Source organism: Proluteimonas luteida (assembly GCF_021191695.1).
GTDB classification, from domain to species: domain Bacteria; phylum Pseudomonadota; class Gammaproteobacteria; order Xanthomonadales; family Xanthomonadaceae; genus Luteimonas; species Luteimonas luteida.
The window spans coordinates 53,261-78,302 of sequence record NZ_JAIWPT010000011.1; the positions used below are offsets into that span (position 1 = coordinate 53,261).

Sequence of the window (25,042 nt, forward strand, 5' to 3'; positions counted from 1 at the left end):
CGGTTCCCGGTTGCGTGCGCAGGGCGCGCACCGTGCGCGATTATCGCGCAATCAGTGATCCTTATGGATGGCTTCCTTCCATTCGCGCGGTGATGCTGCGTGCATTGGAACGGGAGACGGGAGGCGGGCATGAGGACCCGGGTCGCGATCGTCGGCGCAGGGCCGGCCGGCCTGCTGCTGGGGCAGCTGCTGCAGCGCGCGGGCATCGACAACGTCATCGTCGAGCGGCAGAGCGCCGACCACGTGCTGGGCCGGATCCGCGCCGGCATCCTCGAACAGGTCACGATGGACCTGCTCGACGAAGCCGGCGCCGGCGCGCGGATGCATGCCGAAGGATTGCCCCACCACGGCATCGAGCTGCTGTTCGACGGCGGCCGCCACCGGGTCGACCTGCAGCGCCACAGCGGCGGCCGCGTGGTGATGGTCTACGGCCAGACCGAGCTGACCCGCGACCTGATGCAGGCCCGCGCGGCGGCAGGGCTGCAGACGGTCTACTCGGCACGGGACGTGCGCATCGAGGGCTTCGACGGCACCCGGCCGCGCGTGGTCTACCGCGACGCGGACGGCGAGCGGCGCATCGACTGCGACTTCATCGCCGGCTGCGACGGCTTCCATGGCGTCTGCCGCGCCAGCGTGCCGGCCGGCGCCGTGCGCACCTGGGAGAAGGTCTATCCGTTCGGCTGGCTGGGGCTGCTGTCGGACACGCCGCCGGTCTGCGACGAACTGGTCTATGCCGCCAGCCCGCGCGGATTCGCGCTGTGCTCCCAGCGCAGCCCGACGCGCAGCCGCTACTACCTGCAGGTGCCGTTGACCGAGCGGGCCGAGCGCTGGAGCGATGCGGCGTTCTGGGACGAACTGCGGCTGCGGCTGGACGACGCGGCGCGCGCGCGGCTGGTGACCGGACCGTCGCTGGAGAAGAGCATCGCGCCGCTGCGCAGCTTCGTCGCCGAACCGCTGCGCTTCGGCCGCCTGTTCCTGGCCGGCGACGCCGCGCATATCGTGCCGCCGACCGGCGCCAAGGGCCTGAACCTGGCCGCGAGCGACGTGAAGTACCTGGCACAGACGTTGCAGGACTACGCCGCCGACGGCAGCGAGGCGGGCCTGGACCGCTATTCCGCGCGCTGCCTGCGCCGGGTCTGGAAGGCCGAGCGCTTCTCGTGGTGGTTCACCGGCCTGCTGCACCGCTTTCCCGGCGAGGCGCCGATCGAGGCGAAGTTCCGCAGCGCCGAACTCGACTACCTGCTCGGCAGCGAGGCCGGCCTGCGCACGATCGCCGAGAACTACGTCGGGCTGCCGCTGGACGGCTAGGCCCGGGCCGCATCCGTGCCGATCGCCGCCGCGCGTTCCAGCTGCGCGCGCGCGGCCTGCACGGTGTTCGACAGCAGGCAGGCGATGGTCATCGGGCCGACGCCGCCGGGTACCGGCGTCACCGCGGCGGCATGGTCGAGTTCGGCGGTCACGCTGTCGCCGACCAGCCGCGCGCGCCCGTCGCCGTCGACGATGCGGTTGATGCCGACGTCGATGACGATCGCGCCGGGCTTGACCCAGTCGCCGCGGACCAGGCCGGGGCTGCCGGCGGCGACCACGACGATGTCGGCCGTGCGCACGATGTCGGGCAGGTTGCGGGTCAGGATGTGGGTCACCGTGACCGTGCATTCGCGTTCGAGCAGCAGCAGCGCGACCGGCTTGCCGACGATGTTCGACTTGCCGATCACCACCGCCTCGAGGCCGCGGTAGTCGTCGACCACGGTGTCGAGCAGCTTGATGCAGCCCAGCGGCGTGCATGGCGTCAGCCCGCCGCCGGCGCCGGTCGACAGGCGGCCGACGTTGACCGGGTGGAAGCCGTCGACGTCCTTGTGCGGCGCGATCGCGTCGAGCACGCGCGCGGCGTCGATCTGCGGCGGCAGCGGCAGCTGCACCAGGATGCCGTGGACCGCGGCGTCGGCGTTGAGGCGCGCGATCAGCGCCAGCAGTTCCTGCTGCGCGGTCGCGGCCGGCAGGCGGTGTTCGATCGAGACGATGCCGGCCCTGCGGCACTGGGCGATCTTGCGGCCGACGTAGACCTGGCTGGCCGGGTCCTCGCCGACCAGCACGACCGCCAAGCCGGGAACCACCCCGTGGCGCGCGGCGAGGTCGCCGACGTCGGCGGCGGTGGCCGCGACCAGCCGTGCGGCGATCGCCTTGCCGTCGATGCGTTGGGCCATGCGCGTGCCGGACTCAGAAGACCACGGTACGGCTGCCGTTGAGCAGCACGCGGTCGTCGAGGTGGTAGTGCACCGCGCGCGCCAGCACCCGGCGCTCGATGTCGCGGCCCTTGCGGACCAGGTCGTCCGCGCTGTCGGCGTGGGTGATCGGCTCGACGTCCTGGACGATGATCGGGCCCTCGTCGAGGTCGGAGGTCACGTAGTGCGCGGTCGCGCCGATCATCTTGACCCCGCGCGCGTAGGCCTGGTGATAGGGCCGGGCGCCCTTGAAGCCGGGCAGGAAACTGTGGTGGATGTTGATGCAGCGGCCGGAGAGATAACGCGAGAAGTCGTCCGAGAGGATCTGCATGTAGCGCGCCAGCACCACCAGCTCGGTGCCGGTCTCCTCGATCAGCTGCCTGATCCGCGCTTCCTGCGCGGCCTTGGTGTCCGCGGTGACCGGCAGGTGGTGGAACGGGATGTCGCCGATCAGCGAGATGTTGAGCGCTTCGCGGGGGTGGTTGGAGACGATGCCCACCACGTCCATGGACAGCTCGCCGATGCGCAGCCGGTAGAGCAGGTCACCGAGGCAGTGGTCGAACCGCGACACCAGCAGCAGGACCTTCCTGCGGCGGTCGCGGGGGCGCAGCTGCCAGTTCATGTCGCGTGCGCCGACCGCCGCCTCGAAGCCCGCCCGGATCGCGTCGGCCCCGGCCGGGTCTGCGAGGTCGAATACCACGCGCATGAAGAAGGTGCGGGTCTTGAGGTCGTCGAACTGCTGGGCCTCGAGGATGTTGCCGCCGTGCTCGAACAGCAGGCTGGCGACCGACGAGACCAGGCCGGGTTTGTCCTTGCAGGAGAGGGTCAGGATCTGCACGTTGCTCACGGGAAATCATCCAGGCAGGCGCGCTGCCGGGCGGCGGCAGGCGATGGACAAGACCGGCAACGCCAGGACGGCGTTGCCGGGGCCGGGGAACGTCCCGACGCCGGGGATGGGCGGGTGTTGCAGTCGGGCGTCCGGTTGGCCGGAACTGGTTCTGTGGCGGCGCGACGGCCGCCGGGCGCGCATCGGCGCCCGGTGGCGAGCGCGGTCAGTCGCGGGCGCTGCGCCAGCCGCCCTCGTACTCCTCGCGGGCGATGCGCGAGTACGGCACCGGGCTGACCACGACCCGGACCTCGATCTGCCGGTGCGGCTCGACGGTGGTCTTCCTCGTGCCGCCGTTCTCCTCGCCCCAGACCACGCGCAGCTCGGTGCCGACCGGGATCTCGTGGTCGATCGTCGCCAGCGACAGCGCGGTCTTCTCGTTGTAGCTGTAGCCGGTGAACATCGACATGCCCACGGTGCGGCCGTCGGCGTCGATCACGCGGTCGGCGTTGGTCGAGGCGTAGTTGGCCAGCGGCAGGTCGAAGAACTTGTACGGCGTGCCGTCCGGGTCGAACAGCGAGGCGAAGATCTTCGCCATGTCCTCGCCGTTCCAGGCCAGCGTGACCTTGCGGCGCTGCCGGTCCTTGTCCAGCGCCTCGAGCGCCTCGCGGCCGATGAAGTCGTGGTCGAACTTCACGAACGGGCCGTAGCCGATCTCGTACGGATTGACGTAGTAGTCCTCGATGTCGTCCGACACCAGGCTGCCGCCGATCGCGCCGGTGGCCTCGTAGCTGTCGGCGCCCAGCCATTCGCGGTAGGCCTTGAGCTTCTCGCCGGTGTAGATCGCCGGCAGCGGCGACGGGATCCAGCCCGATTCGAGCGTGTTCGACGGATAGGCGCGGCTGCCGCACTGGACCAGGCCGAACTCCCTGCCCGCCTCGACGATCGCCGCGCGGATCTCCTCGCGCTCCTCGTACGGCCCCCAGATCTCCAGGCCCGGCGCGCCGGACATGCCGTGGCGCAGCGTGCGCACCTTGCGGCCGGCGATGTGCATCTCGCTCATGTGGAAGAACTTCAGCTGCTCCAGCGGGCCGCCATTGAGCTTCTCGATGATCGCCCAGGCGTTCGGGCCCTGGATCTGGAAGCGCCAGAACACCCGCTTGACCGGCTTGCCCATCGGACGCGACGGCGAGCGGTCGTCCTTCTCGATGGTGACGTCGTAGCCGCCGGTCTCGGCCTGGAACATCAGCCAGTTCGCCGCCGGCGCGCGGCCGACGTAGACGAATTCCTCCTCGGCGAGATAGAACAGGATGCCGTCGCCGATGACGTGGCCATAGGGCGTGACCGGCACGTACTGCTTGGCCTGGTTGATCTTGAAGTGCCTGGTCGAGTTGATCGCGGTGTCGCTGATCAGCTTCAGCGCGTCCTTGCCGCGGATGAACAGGTCGACCATGTGGTGCGACTGGTCGAACAGCACCGCGGTGTGCTGCCAGGCCCACTGCTCGGAGCGCCAGTTGGTGAATTCCGGCGCCACCACCGGGTAGACGTAGGCACCGATCTGCGAGTTGCGCAGCAGTTCGACCGGGTTGCCCGCGGCCTGGATCACTTGTTCGAGATTGTTCGCGGTCATGCCGTCGCCCTTTTTGTCTGGTTGTCGTGGGAAGTGGTGGGTAGCCGGTTCACAGGCCGTGTTCCTGACGGAAGCCGGTGACCCAGTCGATGGTTCGGGCGAAGCCGCCGAACGCGTAGAAATGCAGGTGGACCGGCCCGAGGTCGGCGGTCTCCAGGCCTTCGGCCAGCTCCAGGATCAGCGGGTCCGGGCCCGCAGTGCCCAGCACCCGGGTCAGCGACAGGCCGTACTTGGACATCACCTTGGCCGAGGCGCCGACGCCGCAGCGGGCGGCGTACCTGAGCAGGGTCTTGACGCTGGCGGGCCCGGAAACGCCGATCCATGCCGGCAGCGCGGTGCCGCGCACGCGCACCTGGCCGAGCCAGTCGAGCACCGGCTGCGCATCGAAGCCGAACTGGGTGATCAGCGACGCCTCCAGGTTGCGCGCGGCCAGTTCCTCCTGCTTGTCGCGCATCGCGCGCCACAGCAGGTCGGGGGCAATGCCCGGATGGCCTTCCGGGTAGCCCGAGATGCCGACGTGCCGGAAACCGTATTTCTCCAGCAGGCCCGAACGGATGACCGACAGCGCGTCGCCGTAGGGCCCGGCCGCCTGCGGCAGGTCGCCGGCGATGATGAAGGCGTGGTCGGCATCGGCGAGTTCGGCCAGCGCTTCGAGGAACGACTCGAGTTCGTGCTGCGAGCCCAGCCGGCGCGCCGAGATGTGCGGGACCGGGACGAAGCCGAGCCGCCGGACGGCCATGGCCGCGTTCAGCCGGGCCCGGACGTCCTCGCCGGGCAGGAACGTGATCGAGATGCGGGTTCCCTGCGGGATCACGGCCGCCGCCTTCTCGAGGTCGGGGATGTCCTTGGCCGTCATCTCGAACGAATAGCCCGCCAGCAGCGTGGCGAGAGTCGAGGGCTGGCGTTCGGTGGGCAGGCAAAGCGACGACATGGCGGCTCCCGGGTTCTGTATACAGAATCCTAGTAAATAGTAAGGGAGCCTGTCATGACGCACTGCAGCAATGCGTGTTTACGGCGGTTTTCAGGTGGTTGTTCCGTCCTTATTTGTATGTATGTATACAGATCCTGCGCCGTGCGCGCGGTACTGCCGTCGGCAGGGACAGGGCACGACGGCGCTGCAGAGTTTGGGCCTGGGGTCAGTGGCAGGGGCTGTTGCGGACGGGCCTGGGGCGGTCATCGCCCGGCATCGCGTACGCGCGAGTCGCGCCGCGCGTTGCCGCATCGTCGCCCGGGCGGCATGGAGAGCCTGCTCCGCCGGCATCGTCGCCGGCTGGCGCGCGGCACCGGCCGTGGGGCGGCACCGGACCGGGCGGATGCGGGCGTCGACGTCCGTTCACGTGACCGGCTTGCGCTGCGCAGGATGCGCGGGCGTGCAGGCCGCGGCAGGTGGGAGGCGCGTGTCCACGTCCCCGTGTTACCCGGCGTGGACGCGGCGCGGCGACGCAGTCGCCCCGCCGGGTGGCCGCGACGCGGCCACGTGGCGTTCGGCGGGATGCTCGGGCGGGTTCTCAGAACGTCTGGTGGTAGCGCATGTACAGGAACCGGCCCGGCAACTGGTACTCGGGCTTGAAGCTGTTGTTGGCCGTCACCGAGACCGGCGGGTCGCGGTCCAGCAGGTTGTTCATGCCGATGGTGAAGCGGGCGTTCCACGGCAGGTCCACGTAGCCGCTCACGTCGTGGTAGAGCACGCTGCCGATGCGGTTGCGCGGTTGCCACACCGGCGCCATTCCCCATTCGCCATCCGGCCCTTCGACCAGGCCGTCGACGTAGCGGTCGGGGTCGGAGCAGACCACGTAGGCCTCGCTGCCGAGCGCGGAGCAGGATTCGTGCAGACGGGAGAAATAGCGCATCAGCCAGTTGACGCCCAGCGTATCGCGCTGCCAGCCCAGCAGCAGGTTGGCGCGCAGACGCCAGTTGCTGCCGGTGCCGACCACGTTGCCGCCGGGGGTCGGCTGGCCGGCGCCGGTGAGGTCGATGCCGGTGTTGGACTGGTTGCGCGTGAGGTAGGTGCCGTCCAGGCGCATCCGCAGCCGGCCCCAGTCGTGCCCGGCGGTGGCGTAGCCGGCCGAGAAGTCGTAGCCCTCGACCTCGACCGTGCCCAGGTTGGTGCGCACGTTGCGGATCGTGGTGATCTGGCCGAACTCGTTGCGGCTGACCAGCCCGCACATGTCGTCGTTGCCGACGCGGTAGCACTGGTTGACCACGCTCTGCGCGCCGAGCGTGGAGATGGTGTCGTCGATCTCGATGCGCCACCAGTCCAGCGACAGGTCGAGGCCCGCAAGCCAGTCCGGGCTGTACACCAGGCCCAGGGTGCGCGAGACGGCGGTTTCGGGGCCGACGTCGGGATTGCCGCCGCCGACGGTGTTGATCGATGGCGTGCCCTGGTCCAGGTTGGCGGGCACGCCGGCGCAGGACACCGGGTCGGGCAGGGGGCTGCCCTGCAGGCTGACCGCGCACGGATCGGTGACGTTGGAGAAGCTGTTGCCCGTCTGGCCCTGATACAGTTCGCTGATGTTCGGCGCACGGAAGCCTTCGCTCCAGTTGCCGCGCACCATCAGGCTGTCGACCGGCTTCCAGCGGAAGCCGAACTTGCTGTTGAGCGTGTCGCCGAAATTGCTGTAGTCGGAGTAGCGGCTGGCGACGCTCAGGTCGAGCAGCTGGGCACCGGGCAGGTCCCTGAGCAGCGGCACCGCCAGTTCCACGTAGGCCTCGTCGACCTCGTAGCCGCCTTCAGTCGGTTCGCGGGTGAAGCCGTTGGTCACGCCGGTGCCGATCAGCGGGTCGGGGCGGTCGAAGCCGCTTTCGCGGCGATGCTCCACGCCGGCGGCGAAGGCCAGCGGCCCGGCCGGCAGGTCGAACAGTTCGCCGGTCAGGTTGGCGTAGATGCTGCGCTGCTCGAAGCCCAGATAACTGTTCTCCAGGAAGCCGATGTACTCGAGCATTTCCGGGGTGACGCTGCCGGCGCCGCCGAGCAGGTCCAGCGGCACGCAGCCGGCGATGGCGGTGGACAGGTCGCCGGCCGTGCCCACGCAGACCGGGGCGCCGGACGCATCGCGCATCGACGGACCCAGCGCCTCGCGCATGCGCCGGTAGTCCTGCTGGTTCTCGCCGGTGTCGTGGCTGCGGGTGCGGCCGTAGAAATAGCCCAGGTCCCAGTCCCAGTCGCGCGAGGCCACGGTGAAGGCGCCTTCCAGGACCAGGTTGACCGCGGTGGTGTCCACGTTGCGGGTGACGATGCGGTTGCCCGCCTCGCTCAGCATCCGGCCGCCCCAGGCCACGTCCTGCCCGAACGGGTTGTAGATGCTGTCGGCGCTGATCGCCAGGTCGCTGCTGTAGCCGCTGGTGCGCGATCCGAAGATCACCGGATTGACCGGCAGCCGCTGCTCGGTCTGCCTTTCCACGTACTGCGTGGTCAGGCGCAGGCGGATGGTGTCGGTCAGGTCCGCGTGCGCGTTGCCGAACAGGGAATTCATCTCCTGGCCGACCGCGAGGTAGCGGTCGGGCGCGGTGTTGTAGTTGTCGGCGGTCGCATAGGGGCGATACGGCGTGCCGGGCCCGTCGTTGGTGAACGGGTTGCTGCCGTCGGGTGACAGGCTGAAGCGCCCGTCGGGCGTGTCGGCCACGCCGCGGAAGCCGGGGGTGGCGCCGAATACCGGTACCGCCGAGATCGCGCGGTCGCCGGCGCCGACCGGCTTCTCGACCACGCGCGAGATGCCCAGCAGGGCGCCGAAACGCTCGCCCGTGGTGCCAATGGTGAAGTCCAGGCTCTCGTGCCCGCCGTCGCCGGCGTCGTACTGGCCGTAGTAGGCGTTCAGCTCGGCGCCGTCGAGTTCGTCGATCAGGATGATGTTGACCACGCCGCCGATCGCGTCGGAGCCGTAGATCGCCGAGGCGCCGTCCTTTAGCACTTCGATCCGTTCCACCGCGGCGGTCGGAATGGAGTTGAGGTCGACGTCGCCGCTCAGGCCGGTGCCGCCGACCCAGCGGCGGCCGTTGACCAGCACCAGCGTGCGGTTGCTGCCGATGTTGCGCAGGCTGACCCGGCTCTGGCCGCTGCCACCGGAGTTGATGTTGCTGTTCATCACGGCGCCGGAGGCCGTGATCGACTGGATCACGTCGCCGATCGAGGTGCGTCCCTGGGCCTGGATCTCCTCGCGGCTCAGGGTCAGCACCGGCTGGGAGGTCTCGGCGTCGGTGCTCTTGATCCGCGACCCGGTGACCTCGACCGCGCGCAGTTCGGTGGTCTCCCCGTCGCTGTCCTGCGCGTGTGCGGGCATGGAGGCAAGGCCTGCGCCCGAGATCAATGCCAGGGCGATCGCCTTGTCCAGGCGCGGATTGCAATTGAGCATGTTGTCGATGTCTCCAGGGCCGGGCGACCGATCCCGACGGGGGTTCACATCCCGCCGGGCAATGGCCGCAGCAGGCTCTGGGGGTGCGCGAAGCGGTACGCGCATGCCGGCGACGTGCAGGCCGGCATCCGGGAAATGGCAATGGGCATCAATGGACGGCGGCTGCCGCGCTGCGATGCCCGAACCGGCCGGGCGGTCGTGCCGCCAACGCCTTGTCTTCCGGGGGGCGAATCATGCCCCGATGCGTCACCCGCAATTTTTACGCAACATGAACGGCGTGCCGCCGTTCGCGGCATTGCGGGAACTTTTTCGGAAGACGCGGCTCAGGGAACGGCGGCGGCGCCGGCGGTATCGCGCCGGATCGCCGCCGCTAGTTGCGCGCGGTCCCTGCGTCGCGGAAGCGCGCGTCAGGACAGCGCGCGCGCGTGGCCGCGCAGGCGCAGTGCGACCGCGATCTGCAGTGCGCCGTAGAGCAGGGCGCCGATGCCGATCCAGATCGCGATCACGCGCAGGCTGATGTCGGGATTGGCGAAGAACAGTACGCCGAGCAGGATCGCGAGGATGCCGCTGAGCACCAGCAGCCATTCGCCCTGCACCAGCTTGCGGACCTGGATGGCGAAGACGATGCGGGCGATGCCGGCGATGATCAGCCACAGCGCCAGCACCCACAGCAGGGCCGCTGCCATCTCCGCCGGCTGCAGGATCGCCAGCACGCCGAACGCGATCGACACCAGCGCGTACAGCAGCAACAGCCACCTGGGCAGCGCCAGGTCGCGCTGGAACACGCTGAGCAGGCTGACCAGGCCATCGGCCAGCGACAGGATGCCGAAGGCCCAGACCAGCGCCAGTACCGAACTGTCCGGCCATACCAGCAGGGTCACGCCGAACGCGACACCGATGAGGCCGTACAGCAGGAACACCCACCAGGCGCGCGAGACGCCGTCCGCAAGCCAGTTGCCCATGTGCCTTCTCCTTGGTTGAAGCCCCCCGGGGACTGGATACGCCGCTCACCCGGGAGGGTCAAGCCCGGGCGCGCCCTGCGTGGCGCCCGTGGCCCGGTGCGCGCCGGCAGCCTCCGCGGCGTCGCGCCGCATTGCGTTGCGCATCGCCCTTGCGTCCTCCAGGGTCTCGCCGCTGATCCGGACACTGCTGGAGAACGGCCCGGCGACCGTCGCGACGGCAAGCACGCGGTCGCCCGACGTGATCGCCAGCTGCCTGCCGATGCTGGCCGCGGTCACTGCCTCGATGCGCTGTCCGGCCGCATCGCTGAACCTGATGTCCAGCACGGGAGTCGGGTCGGCGCCGACATCGACCGACAGCACGTCGTCGCCGGCGACGGTCAGCACGTGCTCCAGGAAAACCGGATCGCCGTGCGGGGACGTGGCCGGGATGCGGTCGGTACCGGGCATGTCGTGGACGTGGTGCAGGCCGAGTTCGCCCCAGGTGCCGGCCGGGTCGTGCGCGTCGCGGCCGTTGCAGGCGGCCAGCAGCGCGAGGCAGGCCAGCAGGCTGAAGAAATGCAGGGTGTGTCGCATGGTTCGGGGCGGATGGGCAGGGCAGGTCATCGTACCCGCGCGCAGACCCAGGCATCGACGCGGGCGACACCGGCCCGGTGCAGCGCGATGGCCGCGGCGTGCAGGGTCGCGCCGGTGGTCATGACGTCGTCGAGCAGCGCCACGTGCGTCGGCAGCGGCGCAGTGGCGGCCGCCTCGAACGCGCGCCGGACGTTGCGGCGGCGGGCCTTCGCGTCGAGGCGCGACTGCGGCGCCGTGTCGCGGACCCGCCGCAGCAGGTCGTCGCGCAGCGGCATCGCCAGCCGGCATGCGAGCGGCCGCGCCAGTTCCAGCGCCTGGTCGTAGCCGCGCTGGCGCAGGCGCGCGCGATGCAGCGGCACCGGCACCAGCGCATCCGGACGCGGCAGCGGCGCGACCGTGCGCGCGAGGCAGTCGGCGAGCAGGGCGCCGGCGGCGAGGTCGCGGTGGAACTTGAAGCGCGGCAGCAGGCGGTCGAGCGGGAAGCCGTAGACGAATGCGGCGCGGACTTCGGCCAGCGGCGGCGGCCGGCGCAGGCAGGCGCCGCAGACCGGGTCGGCACCCGCCAGCGGCAACGCGCAGCGTCGGCAGGCGTTGCCCGACCATGGCAGCGTGCGTGCGCACGCCGGGCACAGATCGATGCCGTTGGCGGCGCATTCGCGGCAGATCAGGCAGCGCGGCGGCGCCAGCATGCGCAGCCAGCGGCGCCAGGGGGCGTCAACCGGACCGGGCGGATTCTGGTTGACAGGCTCGGGCATGCTTTCCAGACTGCCGGTCTCGACCGTCCGGTTCTGTCGGAAAATCCCCATGTCCGTTGTCAGCCACGCCCGCCCCGAAGCCGGCCAGCCCTTGCCGCCCCTGCGCCACGACTGGGCCCGCAGCGAGATCGAGGCGCTGTTCGACCTGCCGTTCCCCGAGCTGCTGTTCCGCGCCGCCAGCGTGCACCGCCAGCATTTCGACCCGGCCGAGGTCCAGGTCAGCACCCTGCTGTCGGTCAAGACCGGCGGCTGCCCCGAGGACTGCAGCTACTGCCCGCAGGCGCAGCGCTACCACACCGGCGTGACCGCGACCAAGCTGATGAGCACCGAGGCGGTGCTGGAGAAGGCGCGCCAGGCCAAGGCCGCGGGCGCCTCGCGCTTCTGCATGGGCGCGGCGTGGCGCTCGCCCAAGGACCGCGACGTGCCGAAGGTCGCGGCGATGATCCGCGAGGTCAAGGCGCTGGGCCTGGAGACCTGCGCGACGCTGGGCATGCTGACCGGCGAGCAGGCGCGGGCGCTGAAGGACGCGGGCCTGGACTACTACAACCACAACATCGACACCGATCCCGAGTTCTACGATTCGATCATCCACACCCGCGAGATGCAGGACCGGCTGCAGACGCTCAGCCACGTGCGCGACGCCGGCCTGAAGACCTGCTGCGGCGGCATCGTCGGCATGGGCGAGACCCGGCGCCAGCGCGCGGGCCTGCTGAAGACCCTGGCCAACCTGCCGGTGCACCCGGATTCGGTGCCGATCAACCGGCTGGTGCAGGTCGAGGGCACGCCGCTGCACGGCATCGCCGAGCTCGACCCGTTCGAGTTCGTGCGCACGATCGCGGTCGCGCGCATCCTGATGCCGCGCTCGATGGTGCGGCTGTCGGCGGGACGTGCGGACATGAGCGACGAGATCCAGGCGCTGTGCTTCGCCGCCGGCGCCAACTCGATCTTCTACGGCGAGCAGTTGCTGACCACCGGCAACCCCGACACCGAGCGCGACATGGCGCTGTTCGCGCGGCTGGGCCTGCGGCCGATGCCGGTGACGGTCGACGCCGATGGCCACGACCACCCTGGCACCGTGCACGCCGACATCGTCGAGCACCCCGCGCTCGCGCTGCATCCCGCGAGCTGCGCTGCATGATCCCGTGGCCGGGCTGGGCCTACCTCGCGCTGCTGGCGCTGGTGGGGCTCAGCGGCTTCGCGCTGGCGCTGCGCGCCGGCCAGCCGAAGCCGCTGGCCGCGCTGCGCCTGCTCGCCGTCGGCGTGCTGGCCTGGGGCGTGGTGCTGTACTTCCGCGACGCCGGCGCCGGTCTCGGCTTCGCCGCCGCGCTGTTCGCCGCGGTGCTGGTGCTGGCGCACAAGAGCACGACCGATGCGCAGCAGGCGCGCGAGCTCGGTCTCGGCCGCGCCGGTCGCGCCGGCGTCGCGATCAACGGCCTGCTGGCGCTGCCCGCCGTCGCGCTCGGCGCCCTGGCGATCTGGGCCCGCCACGGTGGTTGAACGCCCCGACCTGCGGGCCCGCGCGCGCGAGGCCGCGCAGCAGCGCGATGCGCGCGCGCTGCGCCGCGTGCGGCGAACGGTCCTGCGCCGCGACGGCATGCGTTGCGAGGTCCTGGGCGACGATGGCGACGCCCGCTGGCTGCTGAATTTCTGCGGCAACGACTACCTCGGCCTGTCGCAGCATTTCTCGGTGACCGGCGCGCTGCAGGACGCGGCCGCCAGCGCCGGCACCGGCAGCGGCGGCTCGCACCTGGTCTGCGGCCACCACGCGCTGCACGACGCGCTGGAGCGCGAGGTCGCCGACTGGCTGCAGGTGCCGGCGGCGCTGCTGCTGGGCAGCGGCTTCGCGGCCAACCTGGCGGTGCTGCAGGGCCTGCTCGGCGACGGCGATGCCTGCGTGCAGGACCGCCTCAACCACGCCAGCCTCATCGATGCCGCGCGGCTGGCCGGCTGCCGGCTGCGTCGCTATCCGCACGCCGACGCCGAAGGCGCGCTGCGCCAGCTGCGCACGCTGCCCGACGGCGCCGCGATGCTGGCGACCGACGGCATCTTCAGCATGGACGGCGACAGCGCGCCGCTGCGCGAGCTGGCGATCGTCGCCCGCGTGCAGCAGGCGCTGCTGTACGTCGACGACGCGCACGGGATCGGCGTGACCGGGCCGGAAGGCCGCGGCAGCGTCGCCGAGGCGCGGCTCGATGCCACGACCGTGCCGCTGCAGCTGGCGACGCTGGGCAAGGCGCTCGGCGGCCATGGCGCGGTGCTGGCCGGCGACGCGGACCTGGTCGGCCACCTGCGCGAGACCGCGCGTCCCTACGTCTACACCACCGCGCTGCCGCCGGCGCAGGCCGCCGCGGCGCTGGCCGCGGTGAAGCTGGCGCGGCACGAACACTGGCGCCGCACGCGCCTGCATGCGCTCATCCGGCGCTTCCGCGATCGCGCCCGCGCGCACGGGCTTGACCTGATGCCGTCGGACACGCCGATCCAGCCGCTGCGCTGCGGCGGCAACGCCGAGGCGCTGGCGCTGTCGCGGGCGCTGGATGCGGCCGGATACTGGGTCGCCGCGATCCGGCCGCCGACCGTGCCCGAGGGCCAGGCGCGGCTGCGCATCACCCTCAGCGCCGCGCACAGCCATGCCGAGGTCGACGCGGTGGTCGATGCCGTCGCCGCCGCGCGCGACCTGGCGACTCTCCGCGGCGCAGACGCGGCCTCGGCATGAGTCCGCTCGAACACGACCACCGCCGCGCACTGCTGGCGGTGGGCATCGCACTGGCGTCGGCGCTGTTCTTCACCATGACCTACGTGCTCAACCGCGCCAGCGCCAGCGGCGGGGGGCACTGGGCATGGACCGCGGCGCTGCGCTACTTCATCACCCTGCCGCTGCTGCTGCCGCTGATGCCGTGGCAGGGCGGCGTGGCGCCGGTGTGGCGCGCGATCGTCGCGCACCCGTGGGCGTGGCTGCGCTGCAGCGCGATCGGCTTCCTGCTGTTCTACTGCATGCTGAGCTACGCCGCGTCCAGCGGTCCGTCGTGGCTGGTCGCCGGCAGTTTCCAGTTCACCGTGATCGCCGGCATGCTGTGCGCGCCGTTGCTGTACCGCGACGCACGGCGGCGGATTCCGCCGGCCGGGCTGGCGGTGGCGGTGGTGATCCTGGCCGGCGTGCTGCTGATGCAGTTCGGCCATGGTGGCCGTGGCCTCGATCGCGCCGGCTGGATCGCGCTGGCCTGCGTGCTGACCGCCGCGGTCGCCTATCCGCTCGGCAACCGCCTGCTGCTGCTGCACCTGGAGCGCACCGGCGAGGCGCTCAACGCGACCCAGCGGGTGTTCGGCATGACTCTCGCCAGCCAGCCGCTGTGGCTGCTGGTCGCCGCGTTCGCCTGGCACCAGGCCGGCGCGCCGTCGCTGCCGCAGGTGTGGCTGGCGGCGGGCGTCGCGCTGCTGTCGGGCGTGGTCGCGACGATCCTGTTCTTCCAGGCCACCGGCATGGTCCGCAACAACCCGGTCGCGCTCGGCGCGGCCGAGGCGATGCAGGCCGCCGAGCTGCTGTTCGCGGTGCTGCTGGGCGTGCTGTTCCTGCACGAGGCCTGGCCGCGCGGCTGGGCGCTGGCCGGCGGGGCGATCATCAGCCTGGGCATCGTTGCCTTCGCCGCGGTCGTCGCGCGGCCCGCCGCCGGCAGCCTGCGCAGGACCCGCGAACTGCGCACGGACAAGGGCGCATGAGCACGCGCGCCGCGACGCTGGCCAATCCGCACGGCCTGCACATCGAGGTCGCCGGCAGCGGCCCGCCGCTGGTGCTGTTGCACGGCTGGGCGATGCACGGCGGCGTGTTCGCGCCGCTGCGCGAGCGCCTGCAGGCGCAGCGCACGCTGTACCTGGTCGACCTGCCGGGCCACGGCCACAGCCGCGACGCCGCGCTGCCGCTGGCCGTGGCGCCGGTGGTCGAGGTGCTGGCCGACGCGCTGCCGCGTGCGCCGTGGCTGGGCTGGTCGCTCGGCGGCCTGTTCGCGCTGCAGGCCGCGGCAAGCCGGCCCGACGCCGTGGCGGGGCTGGTGATGCTGTGCGCGAGCCCGCGGTTCGTGAAGGGCGCGGACTGGGCGTTCGGCATGTCGCCGGAGATCTTCCGCGACTTCGCCGTTGGCCTGCGCAGCGACTACCGCGGCACGCTCGACCGCTTCATCGCGCTGGAGGCCTTCGGCTCGGACGATGCGCGCGGCGAACTGCGCACGTTGCGCCACGACGTGTTCGCGCGCGGCGAGCCGGCCGCGCGCGTGCTGGCCGACGGGCTCGGCCTGCTGGAAACCAGCGACCTGCGGGCCGACCTGCCGGCGCTGCGGGTGCCCAGCCTGTGGCTGTCGGGGCGCCGTGACCGCCTGGTCGACCCGCGCGCGATGCGCGCGGCGGCGGCGCTGGCACCACGCGCGGAGGCGTACACGATCGAGCATGCCGGCCACGCGCCGTTCCTGACCCACGCCGACGTGGTCGCCGAGCGATTGCTGGCGCTTGGTGAGGGGATCTGATCATCACTGGACGCGCATCGCCGGCAGGGCTGACCCGTCATTTCCGCCTACGCGGGAATGGCGGAAACTGGCGTCTCTCCGGCGCTTTCTTTCCCATGCATTTTGTTTCCCGATGAACCGCATCTTCGATTCCACCCAGGTGCGTCGTGCGTTCTCGCGCGCATCCGCCAGCTATGCCGGCGCCGCGGCGCTGCAGCGCGAGGTAGAGGCGCGCCTGCTCGAATCGCTGGACTACCTCGATGACCGGGTGCCGGAGGTCGTGCTCGATGTCGGCAGCGGCCCGGCGCATGCGGCGCTGGCGATGCGCGCGCGCTGGCCGAAGGCGCGCATCGTCGCGCTCGACCTGGCGCTGCCGATGCTGCAGCAGGCACCCGTGCGCAGCGGCTGGCGCGATCGCCTCGGCCTGCAGCGCCCGGTCGACCGCGTCTGCGCCGACCTGCGCCGGCTGCCGCTGGCCGACGACAGCGTCGACGTGCTGTTCTCCAACCTGTGCCTGCAGTGGGTCGAGGACCTGCCGGCCGCGTTCGCCGGCTTCCGCCGCGTGCTGCGGCCCGGCGGCCTGCTGCTGTGCTCGACCTTCGGCCCGCAGACCCTGGTCGAACTGCGCGAGGCCTTCGGCCATGCCGACGACGCGCCGCACGTCAGTCCGTTCCCGTCGATCGCCGACTTCGGCGACGCGCTGATGCGCGCCGGTTTCCGCGATCCGGTGCTCGACCGCGAGGTCGAGGTGCAGCGCTACCCGGACATGACGGCGCTGATGCGCGAACTGCGTGCGATCGGTGCGACCAATGCGCTGCAGGGCCGGCGCCGCGCGCTGACCGGCCGCGCCCGCTTCGCCGCCGCCGCCGCGCACTACGCGCAGTTCCGCGGCGCCGACGGCCTGCTGCCGGCCAGTTGGGAGACGATCACCGCCATGGCCTGGTCGCCGGCGCACGGCGCACCGATCCGCGAGGAAGGCGGCGAACTGGCGCGCTTTCCGGCCAGCGCGATTCCGGTACGCCGGCGCCGCAGCTGAGCCGACGTACCCGCGTCGCAGAGCGGCGCCGCAGGTCTCCAGCGCCGTCTGTGGCCGGGCAGGCCGGGGCCCCGCGGCAACGCGCGGTTTCATGTCGTATCGTCGCGCGCTATGCTGCAATGCAGCATCGATCCTGCCGATGCCTTCCTTCGCCAGCCGCGCCCGTGCCCGCCACCACTTCCACTTCCGAGACGACGACGCCCCACGACGACCGCGCCGCGCAGGCCGCGGTCGAGGTTGCGGCGCCGGCGCCGTCCCGGCAGCGGCACACGCCGCTGGAGGACGTGCAGGGCCTGGTCCTCGCCAGCCTGGTCAGCGCCCTGGGCATGTCGATCCTCGCCACCGGCGGCCTGCTGGTCGGCGGCGTCGCCGGCGTCTCGCTGCTGGTGCACTACGCCACCGGCTGGAACTTCGGCCTGCTGTTCGTGCTGATCAACCTGCCGTTCTACTGGATCGCGGTGCGGCGCATGGGCTGGGAGTTCACCCTCAAGACCTTCCTCGCGGTCGGCGTGACCGGCGTGGTCGCCGACATGATTCCGCACTGGGCGCCGTTCGCGTCGATGACGCCGCTGTTCTCGGCGGTGTTCGGCGGCGCGCTGGTGGGCATGGGCATCCTGTCGTTCATCCGCCACCGCGCCAGCCTCGGCGGCGTCGGCATCGTCGTGGTCTACCTGCAGCAGAGCCGCGGCTGGAGCGCGGGCAAGCTGCAGATGGGATTCGATGCGGTGCTGATGCTGGCCGCGCTGGCGGTGGTGCCACCGTCGAAGGTGCTGTATTCGGCGCTGGGCGTCTGTGTGCTGAACCTGGTGCTGCTGTTCAACCACCGCCCCGGCCGTTACATGGGTGTGTGAACGCCGGGGTGTTTGAACGCAGCGGCGTTGGAATGCCGGAGCGCGCCGCGCGCAGCCGCCGGCAGATCAGCCGCTGGCGTTGTCGCCGGCCACCAGCGTCAGTCCTTCGTTGAGCAGCCAGCGCGTGGCCAGCACGCGCTGCGGCTGCGGCTGGTCGTTGAGTACGTCGACCATCTGCCGGAACGAGCGGCAACGCGCCTCGCGGCTGTCGGCATCGGTGCCGGTCGCGGTCATGCCGAGCATGAAGCCGTCGTGCAGCAGCGTCGCGGTGACCGCGGCCGCGCGCAGCACCTGCTGCGCTGCGGCGGTGTCGTAGGCCTGCGGCTGGCCCTGCAGTCCTGACGCGGCGACATTGACGAAGGCACTGGCGAAGCGGTTGCGGCTGTCCGGGCCGAGCCGGTCGACGGTGCGCTGGAACGCGGCCAGGTCGCGCCGTGCGTCAGGTTCGAACAAAGCGCACAGCGCACGTGCCTCGTGCGGCTGGCGCGAGGCGTGCAGCACCGCCTGGAACAGCTCGTCGACGGCCGGTGCCGAGGCGCGGCGCAGCACGTCGCCGCCGGTCGACAGCACCGCGGCCGCGTCGATCCGCGACAGGTCGATCTCGTACTGCTGCGCGGGCGCGGCGGCAGGCGCCAGCAGGGCGGCCAGCAGCAGGGCGGCGCGGGTCGGGCGCATCGGCGCGTCCTCGTGGATGGGTTGCCGCGAGTCTAGGGCGCGCGCCGCAGCGATGGCTGAACGCGGTGCCATCCGATCGGACGGCACGCGGGACCTGTGCGATCCCGCCGTAGGTCGGGCCAACGCGCCCGACGCATGCGGTCTCCGTCCGTCGGGGGCGTGGCCCCGACCTACGGCACCCGGACGCACGCGGCATGGATGCCGCGGTCCGTTCGCCGGGAAGGCCTCAGCCGACCTGTCGCAGCCAGTCCTCGAGGTTGTAGTAGTTGGTCACGCGTGCGATGTGGCCGTCGCGGATGTCGAAGAACGCGCCGCCGGGCAGGACGTAGCGCTGGCCGTGGGCCGGCGGCAGACCGGCATCGGCGACCAGGTACGCGCCGTGCACCACGTACTCGGCGGCGGCGTGGCGGCCGTCCGCGGACGCCAGCACGCGCACATCCTGCAACTGCTCGCGGTAGCAGTGGTCCATGCGCTGCAGGAACGCGGCGAACACGTCGCGGCCGGTCTCGCGCGGGCCCTGGTTGAGGTCGTGGACGACGTCGTCGGCCAGCAGCGCGAGCATCGCCGCATGGTCGCCGGCATTGAACGCGGCGTAGTAGGCGCGCACCAGGGCGAGGGCGGCGTCGTGCGGGGTCTGGTTCGTCATCGTGTGGGCTCCGGTTCAGAGGTCGGGAGTGGATCGAGCGCCGCAGCAGGCGGGCGAATGACGCCCGGTCTCTCAGTCGCCCGGACCGAACAGGTCGCGGTGGAAGAAGTAGACCTCGCGCGCCAGGAACTCGGACTGCGTGCGCAGGGTGCGGAAGCGGGTGCTGGGCGTCGGCGAGCCGACCGCGTCGATGCCGAGTGCGCGCGCGGTGCGCAGGGCACGCGCCATGTGCAGCGGATCGCTGACGATGATGACGCGGTGCAGGCCGTGCTCCTGCATCAGCTGCCGTGCCTCGACCAGGTTCTCCAGCGTGGTGCGCGAGCGCGACTCGATCAGGATCGCGTCGCCGGGAATGTCCTTGCGCAGGGCGTAGCGGCGCGCGACCTGCGATTCGGAGAAGCGCGCGCTGGCGCCGCCGTAGCCGCCGGTGAAGATCAGCGTCTTCGCATGCCCGGCGCGGTACAGGTCGAGGCCGTGGGCGATGCGCGCCTCGAACACCGGCGAGGGCACCGCGTCGTAGGCGGCCGCGCCGAGCACGACGATCGCGTCCGCCGGGCCGGCGTCGTCGCGGTTGCCGACGTGCACGATCCACGCGGCCACGCCGGCCAGCCACAGCACGCACAGCAGCAGCACCCGCAGCAGGAGGCGGAGCAGGCGGCGGCCGGGCGTGCGCTGGCGCTGGCGTTTCATCGGGATGGGCTCATCGGGTCGGGCTTGTCGGTCGGGCGGGCTGGAGCGGCGGGAATGGATCGGCTGGCGTGGGACGGGGGGCGGCGGGCGGGAATCAGGAGTGCCAGGGCAGGCGGTCTGGGTCGACGTTGCCGCCGCTGAGCAGCACGCCGACGCGCCGGCCGGCGAAGCGTGCCGGATCGGCGAGCACTGCGGCCAGCGCGATCGCCGACGAGGGTTCGACGAGCTGTTTGGCGTGCACCAGCAACCGCCGCATCGCGGCGACGGCATTGTCGTCGGCGACCGCGACCGCGTCGACCGGCGGCGCGCGGCCGTCGCCGCCATGGGCGGCGAGGATCGCGAAGTTGGGCAGGCCGAGCAGGCCGCGCAGGCCGTCGCACAGCGTGTCGGGAACGAGATCGTCGACACGCCGGCCTTCACGCAGCGAGCGCAGCGTGTCGTCGGCGCCGGCCGGCTCGGCCAGTACCAGCCGCGTATGCGGCGCGACCCCGTCCAGCGCCAGCGCGGTGCCCGCGGCGAGGCCGCCGCCGCCGACCGGGACCACCAGCACATCGAGCGGTCCCGCCTGGTGCAGCAGCTCCAGCGCAGCGGTGCCCTGGCCGGCGATCACGCGCGGATCGGCATAGGGATGCACGAGGGTCGCGCCGGTGCGCGCCTGGACCTCGGCGCACATCGCTTCGCGCGCGGCCAGGGTCGGCGCGCAGCGGTGCAGGACCGCGCCATAGGCCGCGATCGCCGCGAGCTTGGCCGCAACCGCACCTTCGGGCACGACCACGTGGCAGGCAATCCCGCGCGAACGCGCCGCCAGTGCCAGCGCCGCGCCATGGTTGCCCGACGAATGCGTGACCACGCCGCGCGCGGCATCGGCGTCGCCGAGCGACCACACCGCATTGCAGGCGCCGCGGAACTTGAACGCGCCGGTGCGCTGCAGGTGTTCGCCCTTGAAGTGCAGCGTGCAGCCGGCCAGCGCGTCGAGGGAGCGCGACCGCAGCGCGGGCGTCACGTGCGCATGCGGTGCGATCCGCGCGGCGGCCGCGAGGACGTCGGCGAAAACCGGGAGCGATGGCGTATTCATCGCGCAAGCCTAGCCGAGGTCGGGCCGAGCGGTCATGACAGCACATCGCGGGACCGGAGAATTAAGCACTGATTCAATGGCTTGGGCGGAAGCTGGGTCCACACAGACAGGGGTGGACGTCATGATCCGCAAAGCATTGATCCTCGTTGCGTGCGTCGCGCTCTCCGGCTGCGCAACCTATGGCTATCGCGGCGGCAGTGGCGACTACTACTACGGTACGCCGGGCACCACCTACCGCAGCTACGGCGCGCCGTACGGCAGCGTCGGCTACGGCAGCGGCTACGGCTGGTACGGCAATCTCGGCTACGGCAGCCCCTATTACTACAGCGCCTGGAACCGCTACCCCTACTACGGTTACGGCGGCGGCTACTACCGTCCGCCGGTGATCGTGCGTCCGGTATATCCCGGGCGTCCCGGCGGCCATCGTCCGTCGCCGCGGCCACCCTACGAGAATGCCCGCCCCGAACGTCCCGGCCGCCCCGACAGCGGACGCCCCGGCCGGCCAGGCGGTTCGGAAGGTCGTCCCCCGGGCCGTCCCGGCGTGGATCGCCCCGGTCGTCCCGGCGGCTCGGAAGGTCGCCCGCCGGGCCGTCCGGGCGCCGATCGTCCCGGCCGGCCCGGTGGTTCCGAGGGCCGCCCGCCCGGTCGTCCGGACCGACCCGACGGCCAGCGTCCGGGGCGTCCCGGTCCCGGGCCGGGAACCACGCAGCCGGGCCGTCCGGTAAGCGTGTCGCCGCGGCCGGACGGGGGTGCCCAGCGCCCGGTTGCCGCGCCGCGTCCCCAATCCAGCACGCGTCCGGCCCCTGTCGCCGCGTCCCGGCCGCAGCCGCAACGCGAATCCCAGTCCCGTCCGCAACGTGAAATGCGGCAGCCGGTCACACGACGGGAAGTCCTGCCCTGATGGCACTTGCATGTGCGCCCTTCTGGGGCCACTCTTGCCGCGAGCTGACCGGTTGCGTCGCTTTTGACCCAAACCGGGCAAACGATTGTCGACTCCCGACGGGGGATACCGGATCCCCCCTGTTCCGCCCCCGTCGGGCGTCGGCTCCTCTTTAGATGAGCGCTGCGATGACATCGCCCGCAGCTGCCGGGGAGCCACGGAGGAAAAACGCCTGCAGGCCGCGGGGCGGGTCTTGACCCCTCACCGCATCGACAGGCAGCGCCTCAACACCCGCCTTGCGCGCTCCAGTCCTGGACAGCGGCCGCCCGATCCTGCGTAGGTCGGCCCCATGCGGCCGACGTGTGCGGCGTTCCGGATTCGCGAGGTGTCGAATCCCGGCGTCGGGGGCGTTGCCCCGACCTACGCGAGGAATCCAGGAAATCGGAGAAAAAAAAGGGGCCGGATGTCCCCCGACATCCGGCCCCGTGCTTCCCCGGGCCGCGCGTGGCCAGCCCTGTTCCAATCTCCGGCTCCGCTCCCCCATTCAGTAGCGTGCCGGCCCGGGTGCATCGATTACGCATGCAGAAACTGTGCCAACCCTGTCCGGTGATCTGTCCGCGATCGCGATCCCGGGACCGATCTCGGGGATAATCCGCCCATGGGCAACGACTTCCACAGCTACGATGTCATCGTCGTCGGCGGCGGCCACGCCGGCACCGAGGCCGCGCTCGCGTCGGCGCGCGCCGGCGCGCGCACGCTGCTGCTGACCCACAACGTCGAGACGATCGGCGTGATGAGCTGCAACCCGGCGATCGGCGGCATCGGCAAGGGCCACCTGGTGCGCGAGATCGATGCGCTTGGCGGGATCATGGCGCGCGCCGCCGACGCGGCCGGCATCCAGTGGCGCCGGCTCAACGCGTCGAAGGGCCCCGCGGTGCGCGCCACGCGCTGCCAGGCCGACCGCAACCTCTACCGCGCGTTCGTGCGCCGCGCGGTCGAGGCGCAGCCGGACCTGACGATCTTCCAGTCTGCGGTCGACGATCTCGTCGTCGAAGGCGATACGGTGCGCGGCGTCGTCACCCAGGCCGGACTGCGCTTCGATGCGCAGGCAGTGGTGCTGACCGCGGGCACCTTCCTCGCCGGCCGCATCCATGTCGGCGAGACCCAGTACGCAGCCGGCCGCGCCGGCGATCCGCCGGCGACCACGCTGGCCGCGAAGCTGCGCGAACGGCCGTTCGTCGTCGACCGGCTCAAGACCGGCACGCCGCCGCGCATCGACGGGCGCACGCTCGACTACGCGGCGATGGCGGTCCAGCCGGGCGACGATCCGCGTCCGGTGTTCTCCTTCCTGGGCAGCCGCGACGACCATCCGCGGCAGGTGCCGTGCTGGATCACCCACACCACCGCACGCACCCACGAGATCATCCGCGGCGCGCTGCACCGCTCGCCGATGTACTCGGGGCAGATCGAGGGCATCGGCCCGCGCTACTGTCCGTCGATCGAGGACAAGGTGGTGCGCTTCGCCGACAAGGCCAGCCACCAGATCTTCGTCGAGCCCGAGGGCCTGGACGTCGCCGAGATCTATCCCAACGGCATCTCGACCTCGCTGCCGTTCGACGTGCAGCTGGCGCTGGTGCGCAGCATCGTCGGCTTCGAGCGCGCACACATCACCCGCGCCGGCTACGCGATCGAATACGACTTCTTCGACCCGCGCGGGCTGCTGGCCTCGCTGGAGACCCGCGCGGTTTCCGGGCTGTTCTTCGCCGGCCAGATCAACGGCACCACCGGCTACGAGGAGGCCGCGGCGCAGGGCCTAGTCGCCGGGCTCAACGCGGCGCGCCGGGTGCGCGGACTGGACGCGTGGACGCCGCGCCGCGACCAGGCCTACATCGGCGTGCTGATCGACGACCTGATCACCCACGGCACGAAGGAGCCCTACCGCATGTTCACCAGCCGCGCCGAGTACCGGCTGCAGCTGCGCGAGGACAATGCCGACCTGCGGCTGACCGCGATCGGCCGCGAGCTGGGCCTGGTCGACGACGCGCGCATGCGGCGCTTCGACGCCAAGCGCGAAGCGCTCGAACGCGAGACCGCGCGTCTCGGCGGACTGTGGGCATCGCCGCAGAACGCGACCGGCCGTGCGCTGGTCGACGCGCTGGGCATCGAGCTGCGCCGCGAGAGCAGCGGCATCGACCTGCTGCGCCGTCCGGAGCTCGACTACGCGACGCTGACCTCGGTGCCCGCATTCGCGCCACCGGTCGACGACCCCGAGGTCGCCGAGCAGGTCGAGATCGAGGCGACGTACTCGGGCTACCTCGAGCGCCAGCGCGTGGAGATCGCGCGCCAGCAACGCCACGAGGACATGGCGATCCCGGCCGGCTTCGACTATGCCGGCGTGCACGGGCTGTCGATGGAGGTGCAGCAGAAGCTGCAGCAGGTGCAGCCCGGAACCATCGGCCAGGCGCAGCGCATCCCGGGCATGACGCCGGCGGCGATCTCGCTGCTGCTGGTGCATCTGGAGCGCGAACGGCGCAGCCGCGCGGCCTGAAGGCCCGGGGTATCCCCACCGCCTGCTCCCCGACCGCCGCGGGCGGCAACGGTCTCGCTAGTGTCGCGTCACGGATCAGATGTCGCAGGCCGGGCGCGGACATCGGCTCGCAGCGCAAGGCGCAGGCCGCCGCCAAGACTGGCCGTCTTGGCAAGGACTGCAACGCAGCGATGCGAGTCGAGGGCAAGCACGGACCGGCATTTGATCCGTGACGCGACACTAGGGCGCTCCATCCCTTCTCAACTTTCGAGGTTCCCTCCATGTCGAAACCAGTCAGCATGTCGAAACCGGTCAGATTGAAGGATGTCATCGAGGCCATCGAGCCTTTGTCCGGTGATTGGAAAGCCTTTGTCGACCAGCGCACCGGAGAGGTGTTCGGCTTCGGCGAAGAGGAAGAACTGATGGCGAAGTCGGAAGACGCCGACGTGCCCGAATGGGTCCGCGAGCAACTGCCGCGGATCCGCGAAACCGCGGTGTCGGACGCGTACATCCCGCTGCCCGGCCCGTCCGATTTCGACGAGTACGAGGTCATGCGGAATTTCTGCGACGCGCAGGCGCCGGACATCCGGCAGACGCTGCTCGATGCGATCCGCGGACGCGGCGCCTTCCGGCGCTTCAGGGACAGCGTGGCCGAACTCGGCATCGAGGATCGCTGGTATGCCCATCGCGATCTGGCACTGAAGCAGCTGGCGATCGAGTTCCTCGAAGACGAAGGTATTCCCTTCGTCGAGGCGTGACGCGTTGCCTGCCATGCGCAGGCGGCACCAATGCACGTAGCGCGGAGCTTGCTCCGCTGAACCTGGTTCCGGAGATGTTTTCAGCAGAGCGAGCTCC

General features: G+C 71.4%; 23 protein-coding genes. 11 read left to right on the forward strand and 12 right to left on the reverse strand.

Going from position 1 to position 25,042, the window contains the following annotated elements; genetic code table 11:
• Positions 1-129 precede the first annotated feature (129 nt).
• Positions 130-1,308 carry a 4-hydroxybenzoate 3-monooxygenase gene (pobA, locus tag LDO26_RS11045; protein ID WP_232131152.1) on the forward strand — a complete coding sequence of 393 codons (1,179 nt, stop codon included), beginning with the start codon at positions 130-132 and terminating at the stop codon, positions 1,306-1,308.
• Here pobA and LDO26_RS11050 read toward each other — a convergent pair.
• The 8 genes from LDO26_RS11050 to LDO26_RS11085 all read right to left on the reverse strand — a co-directional run bounded on the left by LDO26_RS11050 (position 1,305) and on the right by LDO26_RS11085 (position 11,317).
• The gene (locus LDO26_RS11050; protein ID WP_232131153.1) at positions 1,305-2,204 is read right to left on the reverse strand and encodes a bifunctional 5,10-methylenetetrahydrofolate dehydrogenase/5,10-methenyltetrahydrofolate cyclohydrolase; all 900 of its coding nucleotides are present in this window, start codon (positions 2,202-2,204) and stop codon (positions 1,305-1,307) included. The two genes, pobA and LDO26_RS11050, sit on opposite strands and share 4 nt — an antisense overlap.
• A gap of 13 nt (positions 2,205-2,217) precedes the next feature.
• The gene (gene purU / locus LDO26_RS11055; protein ID WP_232131154.1) at positions 2,218-3,069 is read right to left on the reverse strand and encodes a formyltetrahydrofolate deformylase; all 852 of its coding nucleotides are present in this window, start codon (positions 3,067-3,069) and stop codon (positions 2,218-2,220) included.
• Between the two features lie 205 nt (positions 3,070-3,274).
• Positions 3,275-4,678 (reverse strand): vanillate/3-O-methylgallate O-demethylase, encoded by a 1,404-nt coding sequence (gene ligM / locus LDO26_RS11060; RefSeq protein WP_232131155.1) that lies wholly within the window; start codon positions 4,676-4,678, stop codon positions 3,275-3,277.
• Between the two features lie 49 nt (positions 4,679-4,727).
• A complete protein-coding gene (locus tag LDO26_RS11065) occupies positions 4,728-5,609 on the reverse strand; it encodes a methylenetetrahydrofolate reductase (protein WP_232131156.1) in 882 nt (293 codons plus the stop codon).
• 577 nt (positions 5,610-6,186) lie between these two features.
• On the reverse strand, positions 6,187-9,027 hold the full coding sequence (locus LDO26_RS11070) for a TonB-dependent receptor plug domain-containing protein (RefSeq protein WP_232131157.1): 2,841 nt from the start codon (positions 9,025-9,027) through the stop codon (positions 6,187-6,189).
• Positions 9,028-9,434: 407 nt separating this feature from the next.
• Entirely contained in the window at positions 9,435-9,989 is a 555-nt protein-coding gene (locus LDO26_RS11075; RefSeq protein ID WP_232131158.1) for an HdeD family acid-resistance protein, read from the reverse strand.
• A gap of 45 nt (positions 9,990-10,034) precedes the next feature.
• Positions 10,035-10,562, reverse strand: coding sequence for a SecDF P1 head subdomain-containing protein (locus LDO26_RS11080; RefSeq protein ID WP_232131159.1), 528 nt, complete (start codon positions 10,560-10,562; stop codon positions 10,035-10,037).
• 26 nt (positions 10,563-10,588) lie between these two features.
• Positions 10,589-11,317 carry a ComF family protein gene (locus LDO26_RS11085; RefSeq protein WP_232131160.1) on the reverse strand — a complete coding sequence of 243 codons (729 nt, stop codon included), beginning with the start codon at positions 11,315-11,317 and terminating at the stop codon, positions 10,589-10,591.
• Positions 11,318-11,366: 49 nt separating this feature from the next.
• On the opposite strand from LDO26_RS11085, the gene bioB reads away from it, so the two are divergent.
• From bioB to LDO26_RS11120, 7 genes are all read left to right on the forward strand, one after another.
• Entirely contained in the window at positions 11,367-12,455 is a 1,089-nt protein-coding gene (gene bioB, locus LDO26_RS11090) for a biotin synthase BioB (RefSeq protein WP_232131161.1), read from the forward strand.
• Positions 12,452-12,814, forward strand: a complete 363-nt coding sequence (locus tag LDO26_RS11095) for a hypothetical protein (protein WP_232131162.1) — start codon at positions 12,452-12,454, stop codon at positions 12,812-12,814. The genes bioB and LDO26_RS11095 overlap by 4 nt, the downstream gene beginning before the upstream one ends.
• A complete protein-coding gene (gene bioF / locus LDO26_RS11100) occupies positions 12,807-14,030 on the forward strand; it encodes an 8-amino-7-oxononanoate synthase (RefSeq protein WP_232131163.1) in 1,224 nt (407 codons plus the stop codon). Before LDO26_RS11095 ends, bioF begins: the two co-directional genes overlap by 8 nt.
• Positions 14,027-15,031: a multidrug resistance efflux transporter family protein gene (locus LDO26_RS11105; protein ID WP_232131164.1), complete on the forward strand. Its 1,005-nt coding sequence runs from the start codon at positions 14,027-14,029 to the stop codon at positions 15,029-15,031. The genes bioF and LDO26_RS11105 overlap by 4 nt, the downstream gene beginning before the upstream one ends.
• On the forward strand, positions 15,028-15,828 hold the full coding sequence (gene bioH / locus LDO26_RS11110; protein ID WP_232131165.1) for a pimeloyl-ACP methyl ester esterase BioH: 801 nt from the start codon (positions 15,028-15,030) through the stop codon (positions 15,826-15,828). The genes LDO26_RS11105 and bioH overlap by 4 nt, the downstream gene beginning before the upstream one ends.
• 112 nt (positions 15,829-15,940) lie before the next feature.
• Positions 15,941-16,843 carry a malonyl-ACP O-methyltransferase BioC gene (bioC, locus tag LDO26_RS11115; protein ID WP_232131166.1) on the forward strand — a complete coding sequence of 301 codons (903 nt, stop codon included), beginning with the start codon at positions 15,941-15,943 and terminating at the stop codon, positions 16,841-16,843.
• A gap of 119 nt (positions 16,844-16,962) precedes the next feature.
• Positions 16,963-17,694, forward strand: a complete 732-nt coding sequence (locus LDO26_RS11120) for a YitT family protein (protein ID WP_435594070.1) — start codon at positions 16,963-16,965, stop codon at positions 17,692-17,694.
• A gap of 66 nt (positions 17,695-17,760) precedes the next feature.
• On the opposite strand, the gene LDO26_RS11125 is transcribed toward LDO26_RS11120, so the two are convergent.
• From LDO26_RS11125 to LDO26_RS11140, 4 genes are all read right to left on the reverse strand, one after another.
• Positions 17,761-18,369, reverse strand: coding sequence for a hypothetical protein (locus LDO26_RS11125; protein ID WP_232131168.1), 609 nt, complete (start codon positions 18,367-18,369; stop codon positions 17,761-17,763).
• 226 nt (positions 18,370-18,595) lie between these two features.
• Positions 18,596-19,015 (reverse strand): ketosteroid isomerase-related protein, encoded by a 420-nt coding sequence (locus tag LDO26_RS11130; RefSeq protein ID WP_232131169.1) that lies wholly within the window; start codon positions 19,013-19,015, stop codon positions 18,596-18,598.
• A gap of 72 nt (positions 19,016-19,087) precedes the next feature.
• Positions 19,088-19,705, reverse strand: a complete 618-nt coding sequence (locus tag LDO26_RS11135) for a YdcF family protein (RefSeq protein WP_255682196.1) — start codon at positions 19,703-19,705, stop codon at positions 19,088-19,090.
• A gap of 94 nt (positions 19,706-19,799) precedes the next feature.
• Entirely contained in the window at positions 19,800-20,780 is a 981-nt protein-coding gene (locus LDO26_RS11140) for a pyridoxal-phosphate dependent enzyme (RefSeq protein WP_232131170.1), read from the reverse strand.
• Positions 20,781-20,901: 121 nt separating this feature from the next.
• Here LDO26_RS11140 and LDO26_RS18210 point away from each other — a divergent pair, with 121 nt between their 5' ends.
• From LDO26_RS18210 to LDO26_RS11155, 3 genes are all read left to right on the forward strand, one after another.
• Positions 20,902-21,681 carry a hypothetical protein gene (locus LDO26_RS18210; RefSeq protein WP_305068826.1) on the forward strand — a complete coding sequence of 260 codons (780 nt, stop codon included), beginning with the start codon at positions 20,902-20,904 and terminating at the stop codon, positions 21,679-21,681.
• Positions 21,682-22,318: 637 nt separating this feature from the next.
• Positions 22,319-24,208 (forward strand): tRNA uridine-5-carboxymethylaminomethyl(34) synthesis enzyme MnmG, encoded by a 1,890-nt coding sequence (mnmG, locus tag LDO26_RS11150; RefSeq protein WP_232131171.1) that lies wholly within the window; start codon positions 22,319-22,321, stop codon positions 24,206-24,208.
• Between the two features lie 278 nt (positions 24,209-24,486).
• Positions 24,487-24,945 (forward strand): UPF0158 family protein, encoded by a 459-nt coding sequence (locus LDO26_RS11155; protein WP_232131172.1) that lies wholly within the window; start codon positions 24,487-24,489, stop codon positions 24,943-24,945.
• Positions 24,946-25,042 lie beyond the last annotated feature (97 nt).

Excerpts from the sequence above, each read along its gene's own strand:
- LDO26_RS11105 (WP_232131164.1), top strand. The coding sequence starts at position 14,027 with ATGAGTCCGCTCGAACACGACCACCGCCGCGCACTGCTGGCGGTGGGC.
- LDO26_RS11075 (WP_232131158.1), bottom strand. The coding sequence starts at position 9,989 with ATGGGCAACTGGCTTGCGGACGGCGTCTCGCGCGCCTGGTGGGTGTTC.
- LDO26_RS18210 (WP_305068826.1), top strand. The coding sequence starts at position 20,902 with ATGATCCGCAAAGCATTGATCCTCGTTGCGTGCGTCGCGCTCTCCGGC.
- bioC (WP_232131166.1), top strand. The coding sequence starts at position 15,941 with ATGAACCGCATCTTCGATTCCACCCAGGTGCGTCGTGCGTTCTCGCGC.
- LDO26_RS11120 (WP_435594070.1), top strand. The coding sequence starts at position 16,963 with ATGCAGCATCGATCCTGCCGATGCCTTCCTTCGCCAGCCGCGCCCGTG.
- pobA (WP_232131152.1), top strand. The coding sequence starts at position 130 with ATGAGGACCCGGGTCGCGATCGTCGGCGCAGGGCCGGCCGGCCTGCTG.
- ligM (WP_232131155.1), bottom strand. The coding sequence starts at position 4,678 with ATGACCGCGAACAATCTCGAACAAGTGATCCAGGCCGCGGGCAACCCG.
- LDO26_RS11065 (WP_232131156.1), bottom strand. The coding sequence starts at position 5,609 with ATGTCGTCGCTTTGCCTGCCCACCGAACGCCAGCCCTCGACTCTCGCC.
- LDO26_RS11155 (WP_232131172.1), top strand. The coding sequence starts at position 24,487 with ATGTCGAAACCGGTCAGATTGAAGGATGTCATCGAGGCCATCGAGCCT.
- bioB (WP_232131161.1), top strand. The coding sequence starts at position 11,367 with ATGTCCGTTGTCAGCCACGCCCGCCCCGAAGCCGGCCAGCCCTTGCCG.
- LDO26_RS11085 (WP_232131160.1), bottom strand. The coding sequence starts at position 11,317 with ATGCCCGAGCCTGTCAACCAGAATCCGCCCGGTCCGGTTGACGCCCCC.
- LDO26_RS11050 (WP_232131153.1), bottom strand. The coding sequence starts at position 2,204 with ATGGCCCAACGCATCGACGGCAAGGCGATCGCCGCACGGCTGGTCGCG.
- LDO26_RS11135 (WP_255682196.1), bottom strand. The coding sequence starts at position 19,705 with ATGAAACGCCAGCGCCAGCGCACGCCCGGCCGCCGCCTGCTCCGCCTC.
- LDO26_RS11080 (WP_232131159.1), bottom strand. The coding sequence starts at position 10,562 with ATGCGACACACCCTGCATTTCTTCAGCCTGCTGGCCTGCCTCGCGCTG.
- mnmG (WP_232131171.1), top strand. The coding sequence starts at position 22,319 with ATGGGCAACGACTTCCACAGCTACGATGTCATCGTCGTCGGCGGCGGC.
- LDO26_RS11125 (WP_232131168.1), bottom strand. The coding sequence starts at position 18,369 with ATGCGCCCGACCCGCGCCGCCCTGCTGCTGGCCGCCCTGCTGGCGCCT.
- bioH (WP_232131165.1), top strand. The coding sequence starts at position 15,028 with ATGAGCACGCGCGCCGCGACGCTGGCCAATCCGCACGGCCTGCACATC.
- LDO26_RS11095 (WP_232131162.1), top strand. The coding sequence starts at position 12,452 with ATGATCCCGTGGCCGGGCTGGGCCTACCTCGCGCTGCTGGCGCTGGTG.
- LDO26_RS11130 (WP_232131169.1), bottom strand. The coding sequence starts at position 19,015 with ATGACGAACCAGACCCCGCACGACGCCGCCCTCGCCCTGGTGCGCGCC.
- LDO26_RS11140 (WP_232131170.1), bottom strand. The coding sequence starts at position 20,780 with ATGAATACGCCATCGCTCCCGGTTTTCGCCGACGTCCTCGCGGCCGCC.
- LDO26_RS11070 (WP_232131157.1), bottom strand. The coding sequence starts at position 9,027 with ATGCTCAATTGCAATCCGCGCCTGGACAAGGCGATCGCCCTGGCATTG.